This is a genomic window from Pseudomonas azerbaijanoccidentalis, from assembly GCF_019145495.1.
Taxonomy (GTDB): Bacteria; Pseudomonadota; Gammaproteobacteria; order Pseudomonadales; family Pseudomonadaceae; genus Aquipseudomonas; species Aquipseudomonas azerbaijanoccidentalis.
The window spans coordinates 73,896-82,730 of the sequence record NZ_JAHSTU010000014.1 but is presented as its reverse complement, the minus strand read 5'-3'; the positions used below and the strand labels follow the sequence as shown (position 1 = coordinate 82,730).

The window sequence follows — 8,835 nt, the reverse complement described above, 5'->3', positions numbered from 1 at the left end:
TCAAGGCCACGCTCATCGGCGCTTGAGTACTTCGCCACCTTCTTGGGCAATTGATCCTCGCCGATTTCAATAACCGGCTCCGGGGCATTGCGCACCATGTCGTTGAATGCCGTGGAGTAAGGAACCTTTTTTTCAAAAGCCAGAGCCCGCAACTTGAAAACCAGCGCCGTCAGCATCCAGAAGGTCATGCGCTCTTTTGCTTCAACATTGGAGACAGGCCTGCCCATTCGCTTTTTACCGCCTTTAAGCGCCTGTTCTCTCTCAGGTTTTGCCATGTTGAGCCCTGCACAATGTAGATATGGTGACATTATGATAAATCAATTTTCAGCCGGCGCACCATTTACCCTCTCCGACCCTGTTTTTCGCTAAAAATTGTCCGGGGATAGTTTTTTGTTGGCCAAATGAACGAAAAAGCCCCGGAATCGGGGCTTTTTGAGGAAGCGCTTATCACAAGCCTACGAGGCGAATGCCTTGCTGCGTCTCAGCCTTTTGGCAGTTCAGCTCAGGGCGCGGCGGCCAGGCGCCGCGCGCCGACATTTCGCAATACATCTTCTGACTGGCCACGGCTTGCTGGTAATCGGTTTCCCCGACCCAACCCACCGCATACACCAACCCTGCCGTCAGCAAACCCATCAGGAACGGCTTAGGCAATCGCTCGGTAATCTTGCGCATAACTTTTTCCCTTTCGTTTAGGCCGCAACCTTCGGCGAAATAAAGTTATAATTTTTATGTTTATTGCACAAGCAAAACATTAGCGTTTTATTGTTTATTTTGAGGTGTACATGAAAATCATGGCTTCAGTCAGTGGATACAGTGGCGACAGCGTGACATTGCTGGCCCTCCTGGACCCAGCCACAGGGGTGCTCGCGATCGCTAAAAAGACTCGAGATTTTCGGGAGGTCGCTGATGAGGGGTACGCCTTCGTCACCAACACGCGCACCGATGCCTATGACTGCCTTTTCACTGAGGATCATTGGGCGCAGGCGATTCGGGATTACCAGGTCGCGGAAGGCAACGAGACAGTAAAACTAGGGGATGAGGCCGCCCGATTTTCACCGCGGATTGAAACAGACGGTGTGGACGATCGCGGGCAAAAGTATCGACTCCACGCGGATCTAACCAATGGGGAAGTGGCGGTGCTGGCGCTGGTGCATTTCCAGCAACGCCAGCTGGCGATATCTGCCGTTGATTCGGTGATGGATGAGTGGTTTGACTTAATCACCGTCTGAAGCGGGCGCTTCCTTCCACTTATCGCCTTGTGACCGGTGGACCATGCGCAACATCGGTCCATCCTTACCTGGCTCTTCGGCAAGCGAATACTCTGGTAAGTCGTCATCGGCGATCAGCTCGCGTAGCAGCCTGTTGAACTCCTTGAGGGTGCCGTTACTACCGCTACGGTCATAGATCGTCTTGAAGCCCCATACAGCAGAGTCCTTGCCTGCCGCCTTGCGCGCCAAGCGATAGACGAAACGGCCAACGCCAGATTCGCGCAGGAAGTAGTCCGGGTGCACCGTGAGAACATCCGGCTTCGTACCTTGGGTGATCTCGTTGTACATCCAGTCAGCAAGCTTGATCTCGACATACTCAATTTTGCCGGTCTTTGCATTACTGATGACCTTGCTCGGCCCCACCAGGTTCTCGCCCTCAGTGACAGTGCGCAGCTGGCCGCGCAGCATGTTGGTGCGCTCGATCCCTACAAACGTCGTCATGAGACGTTGCAACGCCCCAGCCACCGCGTCTTTCTGGTTACCGCCGTTGTCCTTGCGGCAAAACTTGAGGACGTCGCCAATGTGCGGGAGGAACGTCTGCGAAGGCTTCTCACCCTTGCCGTCACGATAGCGGTTCATCGCCTCGGTCAAGTGAGATACCGCCATCAACACTATGTCGTAGTCCCACACAGAAGCCATGCCGTGCGGGCCTGACGACACTTCAACAAAACCGTCGGGCAGCTCGTACCGGATAACCGAGTTTGCGCGCTTGTCTTTCTTTGAGAGCCGGAACACAGCCACGTCCATGACCCCACGGCTGTCACGGGCGCCTACGTCGTATAGCAATGGCGTGAAGAAATCCCCCTGAACCGCACCGATCGCTTTCTTGCGGCGGCTCGCTTTGGCTGGTGTTGAACCTGGATCAGTCTCAGCGGGCGCGGGCGCTGGTGCCGGCTCAACCTGCGGCTGCTCATCAGGCCCCAACAGATCAGCCTGGGCTGCCCGCTGCTGCATATCCGCGATCTTCTGCGCGTTCCTGTTGGGAGCTACCCCGGGGGATTTATCAGGTCGCATGTAGAGTCCCGTCAAAAGTGAATCGGCCTGCCTTATCACAAGGCAGCCAGGTGCCGCACAGATAATAAGGGTTTTGCCAAAAACGAGATACGAAAGTGTGGTTTTAGACGGGTGGGTAAATTACGGGATTTGAAGAACCATCGCTCACAAAAGCCAATGATTACAGGGGCAGCCGGCGTAATTTACACACCTGTCCACAGGCCAAAGCACTAAATCCCGTAATTTACCCACCCGACACCTGTAAACGCGTAATTTACCCACCCAAAGGCGTAGTTCACCCACCATCTGCCGTAATTCACACACCCTTTTCAGTAATTTACCCACCCGCCCACAGGTTTGTGCACAGGCGCAAAAGCAGGTGCCGTATAGCCTGAAGTCATTTATTAACAACGCCCAAATCTTAGATATAAAGCCCATTAAAACTATTAAATCCCTGAAGGGCATGGATTTAGGTGGCTTTCTTGTCGGCTACGCGCAATCCAGCAAGCGGTTTACTTTTCTGTTCGGTAGGACGGCAACGGTAGCAGGCGCAGCCGCCAACGCGTTGGCCACTTGTGCGGCAGTAGATCGGGGCTTTCATTTGGGCAGGCACTCTTTGTGAGTTTCAGGGATGGCGCAAGGGACGTCAAAGAACCCCAGGCGCCCGTTTACGCTGATGAATGGGAGCGGGCGTGGATCCCGCAAAACGATGGCCTTGTTCCCTGGCATGTACCAGGGCGATGGGTGGCTGATGTCGCTGCCTATTGCTTCAACCGATCCAATGATGCCCCCACGCAGAAGCTCAGCCGCCGGTGGAACGGTCACACCCAAGCGCTGGGCGTATTCGGCTGCATCGGCATATTCCTGCTTTGTCATGCCCTTTGACGCATGCACCAGGAACCGCCCGCGAAACTTCGTGAGCCATGACCGGTTTTCAATGTCCTTGCCGCCATGGATGATCAACCACGCCCAAGGCTGGCGAATGCTCAGTGTCTTCATACCAACTCCAATTGCTTGCGAATAGGCGTTGCTGGCTCAGCTGCTGGCAGCACCACGTTGTTGTCCTTGAGGTATTTTTCTGCCAGCGATCGCAGGTGGTTTTCGCCCACGTCCAGGCGTTGCAGAAGATCGTCCTGCGGGTTGCGCACGCCCTCGATCTGCTCTCGCTTGACACCCAGCACGTCAGACACGATCGGGTCGCTGCCTTCATCAGAAAGGAGGTAGTACGCCATGACAGGCTCGGTCTGCCCGTCGCGGTGCAAGCGCCCCATGCACTGTTCATGCACGCCCGGCGACCAATCCAGCTCGCCGAATACAACGGTGCTACATCCGTGCTGCAAGCCGTCGACACCGGCGCCAGCGCGCAGACTGATTAGCATCACGCGACTGTCGCCGTTGACGAATGCTTCTTTGGCAGCTTGTTTCTGGTTGGCGGACTCGCTGCCGGTGTACATAACCGGGTTGAACTCGGCCAGCCGCTCTTTCCAGATTTCGTACACGTCGCGGTGCCAGCCGAACAGCATCACTCGCTGTTCTGTTTCGAGCAGCAGCTTTACAAAATCGGCGACATGGGGCGCTTTAGCCACGCCGGTCGCATGGCGCACCAACAAATCCAGATCCCCGGCGGCCTTCATCTTCTGGCCGCGGTGCTGTTCGTTGGCGGCCATGATGGTCTTGGCCAGCGCGATGGCATCCCCGGCGATGCTATCCATCACCTTGGCGTCAAATTCAATCTCGTGTGCGATCTTCGACAGAGCAGGCAGCTCACGCCCCACCTCTCGACGGGTACGACGCAGCATGATGCCTTCACGTCGCAGGTACTCGCCGAACGCGATGGAGTCCTTCAGGCGTGGCTTACCATCGTTGTCCCGCTCACACCATTCGCGCAGAAACTCATCCCAACCGCCCAAGGCGTCAGGGGTCAGCACATTCACAACGAAATAGAACTCGCCGCCGTAGTTGTAGATCGGTGTCGCCGTGAGCCCCATTCGCAGGTTGACGTGTGCTGCAAGGTACTGACACGCCCGGTAGATTTCGCTGTCCGGGTTTCGTAGCTGCTGGCACTCTTCAAACACAGCGTACTGCGCAATTTCGCCCAGCACTTCCGCCCAGCCACGTAGCTTGTGATAGCTCACCAGGATGACATCCGGCAGCGTATCCCACAGGTCTTTTCGACGTTGCCCAGGCTTCTTGATCAAATCGTAGGGCTTGCCACTGTTGACGTGATGCACGCGCAGATTGGGCAGGAACTCGGCAAGTTTTTCCGGCCAGTGGTTTGGTAACGATGCGGGGTACACGACGACCGCGGGCAAGTTCCCCGCAACGGCCATCAGGCACATCGCGGTAACTGTCTTACCCAGGCCAAGGTCATCGGCCACCAGCAGTCCGCCCCGGATTTCGGTTTGAGTTGCTGCGAAACGCTGGTAATCGCGCGCAGGCTTTGCCAGCTCAAACGGAGGTATCGCCTTCCGACCGGCTAACAAGTCGGCCAGGCTGGTTTCCATCTGCACATGCTGTGAGGCGAGCATATCCAGAGCGCTGGCCGTCTCCGGCGGCATGGCCATCGGGTAGCGTTGCAGGAACCACAGCAGCTCCCGGCTGTTCTCCGCGCTGGCCAGCAACCTGATCACCTCAGCGGCTTCCTGCGGCGCCCGGGGAAACACACGCTTGAGCCGCGATCGCACTTGTGGCTCACATTTGACATGCCAATAGCGCCCATCAAAGGCAACCTGACCGTAGCTCATAGCGATTGCCTCGTTAGCCTGACCATCTGAAACGGTTTGTCTTCCCATGCAGGTTTCTCAACCAGCGGTTGGCCAGCCCAGCGCGGTGTACCGGCAAGGATCACGCCTGTAACGTCAGGCAGCTTGATGTAGCGCCCGACCTGGTGCAGCGCTTCGGACAATCCGCCCGCTACCTTGACCTCGATCACCAGACCATCCAGCCAGAAGTCCGCACGGTTGCGCGCATCCAGCACGCGCTCACGTTCGAACTCAAAGCCGTGCAGTGTCAGCACCTCGGCAATGCGCTTATGCAGCTGGATTTCGTCGCCGTAGCGGTAGGCGTACCGCCCCAAGTGGGTGCATAGCGCGTTCATGATGATGCGGGGATCAGACACGGCGGGCCTCGATCGTCAAAGGGGTGGTGTTCCACAGCGTCACGATTCGTCCAATGGACTGACATGCGTTGCGATCGATAGGGACGATGTGATTGCAGGCACGGCAAACCATCTTTCGCTGAAACTCACCGCTGACATGCTTCACGTCGTACTCAGTGGATTCATAGGAGGCGTCATTCCCGCAACCACGGCACTCGCGCATCAGGGAGAACATCAGTTCACGCTTCCCCACCACGTCCAGCGCTTTAGCAACCTGATCCACGTCGCGCTCAAACGCCGAATCGTTTTCGTAGTCGGCGCGACTCAAAACACGCTTAACCTGCATAACGCCCCCTTAAATCCGCTTAAAACGTCCAAAACCCGCATAAAAACTATCCCCGGACATTACAAGCAAAGATTAACAGTTAATCGCTATTGTTTTTAGCGTTATTTGAAGGGAGCAGAAACACAAACGGCGCCGATCGGCGCCGCATGCTTTGCGATAGCGTTAAGCCCTGGCTAACAGCTCAGAAACCACTTGGCCGGTATCCATGAAATACCAGTCGCTATCGGTCAGGTTGTTGATGAAGAACCGCGCCAAGTCGTCTTTGGTGCTGCGCTTGATGAAGCGCTGCATCTTGGGCGACGGACCGCGCCAAGTCGGCTCAACGCCCGCCAGCTTGGCCGCTGCGAAGTTGTGGTGCCCGTCGAGTAATACCCGGTACCGGACGCCAACCAGTTCAACGGTTGCGGTGCTGACAATGAACTGCTTGAAGGTAGCCGCCTTGCGCTGGACGGTTTCGGGGTTAAGGTAACGCTGTGAGCTGATCAGAGGCGGTAGATTCATCGCCGCACCTCGTGCGCCAACATGAAAACCATCTTCGTGACCAGATAAGCCCAGTACAGCGGCCACAGAAAGAGTCGACGAGCTAAGTAGCGCTCATGACTTGGCGCGTCCATTGACATAAGGGTGATGACACCACCCACCAAGTAACCGATGACCAAAGCCGACAGTGCGTCCTCACTCATCAGCGTGCCTTCGCCATCGATCGCACAAAGACATCCTTGTGACTGCTGCTGCCATCAAGCGCCATCGCGGTGATGAAATAGTGGTTTCGCTGGCGGTTGTAGACGATTTCCTCACGGTCGGTACCGGCGAACAGAACCTGCCGCGCGGTTGCGCACACAGGACTACCGCCAACGGTGAAACTGAGGAAGTCTCCCGGCTGAATCTGACCCGGCGCCGACAATGACACCCAACCACTGGCCTTGACCTGCTCCGCTCCCTGTAACGCCTGCACCAGCTTTGGGTGCAGTTCTAGAACGTCAGAATCCGGCGCCAGCACCGCGCTGCGCGGGTCGAACAGCAGACGCATGCCCATGACGGCACGCCCAATACTGCCCTTGCTCGCGACGTCCAACAGGTGCCGTACAACTTGCTGGCATTGGGCTGCATTCTCGACATCGAACGACTCACCGATTTCCTGTGTACACATTTCATCCGGCAGGTGTCCGCGCTCGATCGCTTCTAGGGTGAACACAATCTGATCGGCGCATTGCAAATCGTCCTCGCTGGCCTTCGCTGTGAGCATCAACCCAATTTTTCCGTGCATAAAATAATCCCCGTACAAGACGAGGATCATTAAACAATAATTTTATAATGTTTTCGACGATTTCTGAGGCCTATTCCGCGAACGGCTCCCCATAGGCGTCCATACCGTTGTCGTTAAGGTGCTGGCGACCTTTCTCGCTCAGGAAGTAGATGCCCTCGGCAACGTCGACCATCGACAGCGCCAGCAATGTGGTCAGGGCATCCTGATCGGCGATTTCATTCTCAGAAGCGGCTGAAACCTTGGCGATCGCCACCAGTTGGTCCAGGGCTTTGTCATCCATCTGACGTCCGCTGGCACTGTCGAGCATCGCAATGGCAGCCCGGAAAGACTTGGCCATGTTCAGCTCAAGGCGGGCCTGATCAATGTTGCCCTCTTCCAAGTGGATGGGACCATTGTTCTCGACGATATCTAAAGCTATCTCAAGATATCCTTTTGCGCCGTCGGTCGACGCGTCATCGAGCATCACGCCAGTGGCCGCCGCCAGTTCGCGGGCAGCAACGTAGGAGCTGGCCAGCGACATCACGGACTCAACCGGGAGAGGCGCCTTGTATGCGTCCAGCGAATCCACCAGTTGCGGCTGTGTTGCGCTATCCAGAATCTCTTCAGGAGACGCCACGCTCACAGAATCGACGTCGTACAGCACCGCATACATGGGTTGATCGCCCGTAGACTGTATCGGTACCGCCAACGTGTAGTGAACCTTCGACGATCGGAAGTTCGCCCCAATGACTTTGGCGGCAATATCCATTTTGTCGCCGTCTTGGCCAAGCCCAAGGAACACGCTCGCGCCAATCTGGAACCGTGAAGGCACTTCCATCGGCCCCAGCTCATCTACAAACACCTGATTGACGAGTTTGAACCCAAGCCAGGACATCGGCTCAGCGCCAGACTTCGACCCGACAACAGGGGCTGGCGCCAGCGCCGAATCAAGCATGGCCACACACGCGCGCCCCTTGTCATTGAGCACGTTGTCGCCCTTGTCGGTGTAGCGATCGATCAGACCGAGATCAATCAACGTGTCGCGGCCTTCCTTGCTGATCAGGTCACCGTCTTCGACTGCCTGCCCGTCAGCCTTGGCCAACTGTCCCAGCACCTCACGCGCGTTGTCGTCGAGATCGGTCAGCTGTGGGGGTACCGAGTCAGTCATTGCGCCCACACCGAGTTTCGATTGCAGCTCGGCGATCGTAGCCTTGCGCTCACTGATCTGCGTATCCAGCTCACTCACCTGCTGCACCAGGGCATCGACTTGCTTGGGTTTGGTCGTACCCATTCCCTTGGGCAACGCAACAGCTTTACGGGCCTGCGCTTTCTGGAACGCACCCTGATTCTTTTCGGCCATGCTCGCAATCTCTGCGATCGCCTTGTCAGTGTCCGTATGTTCTTTGAGTGGCTTTACCGAACCATTGAGCAACACCTGGTAGATATCGCCAGTCCCATTCACCCGCAACGTGATCAGCTGGCCACTGGAAAGCGTGATAAACGCTTCTCTGTAGGTCGTATCGGAACTGCGGCGAGGTTTTTGATTGAATTCAGAGGAAACAACGGATTGACCAGCACGCCCCATCTGCTGAGCAATCTTTTGAAGTGCCTTTTCAGCGCCGGCAGGCGAAGAGAAGTCCAAGGTATTGGTTTTCGGCATGGCGGGGAATCTCGGCGAGTGTGGAAATACGCGCCATTTTGAAGCGGAAAAGCCCGGGCGAAATGTGGCGCTTTGCGCCGCAACCCCTCCCGCTTGCCTGTTCTTTCGCTGCGCTTCAGAACAGGCAAGCCCTCCCGGCCCCGTAAAGGTTTCGAGTGGTCCGCCTTGCTACTCACTTTCGGAAGAATCGGCGAGATTCCTGCCCCCATTGCCCGCTGAGTAGAC

11 protein-coding genes are annotated in these 8,835 nt (G+C 56.5%); 1 reads left to right on the top strand and 10 read right to left on the bottom strand.

Annotation, left to right across the window (positions count from 1 at the left end; all coding sequences use genetic code 11):
* A partial coding sequence (locus tag KVG88_RS30465; RefSeq protein ID WP_217873600.1) for a hypothetical protein occupies window positions 1-275 on the bottom strand: 275 nt, incomplete at its 3' end.
* Between the two features lie 172 nt (window positions 276-447).
* On the bottom strand, window positions 448-672 hold the full coding sequence (locus KVG88_RS30460) for a hypothetical protein (RefSeq protein ID WP_217873599.1): 225 nt from the start codon (window positions 670-672) through the stop codon (window positions 448-450).
* A gap of 110 nt (window positions 673-782) precedes the next feature.
* Here KVG88_RS30460 and KVG88_RS30455 point away from each other — a divergent pair, with 110 nt between their 5' ends.
* On the top strand, window positions 783-1,229 hold the full coding sequence (locus KVG88_RS30455; protein ID WP_217873598.1) for a hypothetical protein: 447 nt from the start codon (window positions 783-785) through the stop codon (window positions 1,227-1,229).
* On the opposite strand, the gene KVG88_RS30450 is transcribed toward KVG88_RS30455, so the two are convergent.
* From KVG88_RS30450 to KVG88_RS30415, 8 genes are all read right to left on the bottom strand, one after another.
* Complete coding sequence (locus KVG88_RS30450; RefSeq protein ID WP_217873597.1) at window positions 1,215-2,282, bottom strand: replication initiator protein A; 1,068 nt, start codon at window positions 2,280-2,282, stop codon at window positions 1,215-1,217. The two genes, KVG88_RS30455 and KVG88_RS30450, sit on opposite strands and share 15 nt — an antisense overlap.
* 576 nt (window positions 2,283-2,858) lie before the next feature.
* On the bottom strand, window positions 2,859-3,260 hold the full coding sequence (locus tag KVG88_RS30445; RefSeq protein WP_217873596.1) for an ASCH domain-containing protein: 402 nt from the start codon (window positions 3,258-3,260) through the stop codon (window positions 2,859-2,861).
* Entirely contained in the window at window positions 3,257-5,005 is a 1,749-nt protein-coding gene (locus tag KVG88_RS30440; RefSeq protein ID WP_225934217.1) for a DEAD/DEAH box helicase, read from the bottom strand. The genes KVG88_RS30445 and KVG88_RS30440 overlap by 4 nt, the downstream gene beginning before the upstream one ends.
* Window positions 5,002-5,379, bottom strand: a complete 378-nt coding sequence (locus KVG88_RS30435) for a hypothetical protein (RefSeq protein ID WP_367616867.1) — start codon at window positions 5,377-5,379, stop codon at window positions 5,002-5,004. Before KVG88_RS30435 ends, KVG88_RS30440 begins: the two co-directional genes overlap by 4 nt.
* Complete coding sequence (locus KVG88_RS30430) at window positions 5,372-5,704, bottom strand: hypothetical protein (protein ID WP_217873594.1); 333 nt, start codon at window positions 5,702-5,704, stop codon at window positions 5,372-5,374. Before KVG88_RS30430 ends, KVG88_RS30435 begins: the two co-directional genes overlap by 8 nt.
* Window positions 5,705-5,866: 162 nt before the next feature.
* Complete coding sequence (locus KVG88_RS30425; protein ID WP_217873593.1) at window positions 5,867-6,205, bottom strand: hypothetical protein; 339 nt, start codon at window positions 6,203-6,205, stop codon at window positions 5,867-5,869.
* Window positions 6,206-6,386: 181 nt separating this feature from the next.
* The gene (locus KVG88_RS30420; RefSeq protein ID WP_217873592.1) at window positions 6,387-7,001 is read right to left on the bottom strand and encodes a hypothetical protein; all 615 of its coding nucleotides are present in this window, start codon (window positions 6,999-7,001) and stop codon (window positions 6,387-6,389) included.
* 40 nt (window positions 7,002-7,041) lie between these two features.
* Window positions 7,042-8,610 (bottom strand): defense against restriction DarA-related protein, encoded by a 1,569-nt coding sequence (locus KVG88_RS30415; protein WP_217873591.1) that lies wholly within the window; start codon window positions 8,608-8,610, stop codon window positions 7,042-7,044.
* Window positions 8,611-8,835: the final 225 nt, after the last annotated feature.

Bases quoted from the DNA above. Each gene is read 5' to 3' on its own strand.
- KVG88_RS30460 (WP_217873599.1), bottom strand. From the start codon at position 672: ATGCGCAAGATTACCGAGCGATTGCCTAAGCCGTTCCTGATGGGTTTG.
- KVG88_RS30455 (WP_217873598.1), top strand. From the start codon at position 783: ATGAAAATCATGGCTTCAGTCAGTGGATACAGTGGCGACAGCGTGACA.
- KVG88_RS30450 (WP_217873597.1), bottom strand. From the start codon at position 2,282: ATGCGACCTGATAAATCCCCCGGGGTAGCTCCCAACAGGAACGCGCAG.
- KVG88_RS30445 (WP_217873596.1), bottom strand. From the start codon at position 3,260: ATGAAGACACTGAGCATTCGCCAGCCTTGGGCGTGGTTGATCATCCAT.
- KVG88_RS30440 (WP_225934217.1), bottom strand. From the start codon at position 5,005: ATGAGCTACGGTCAGGTTGCCTTTGATGGGCGCTATTGGCATGTCAAA.
- KVG88_RS30430 (WP_217873594.1), bottom strand. From the start codon at position 5,704: ATGCAGGTTAAGCGTGTTTTGAGTCGCGCCGACTACGAAAACGATTCG.
- KVG88_RS30425 (WP_217873593.1), bottom strand. From the start codon at position 6,205: ATGAATCTACCGCCTCTGATCAGCTCACAGCGTTACCTTAACCCCGAA.
- KVG88_RS30420 (WP_217873592.1), bottom strand. From the start codon at position 7,001: ATGATCCTCGTCTTGTACGGGGATTATTTTATGCACGGAAAAATTGGG.
- KVG88_RS30415 (WP_217873591.1), bottom strand. From the start codon at position 8,610: ATGCCGAAAACCAATACCTTGGACTTCTCTTCGCCTGCCGGCGCTGAA.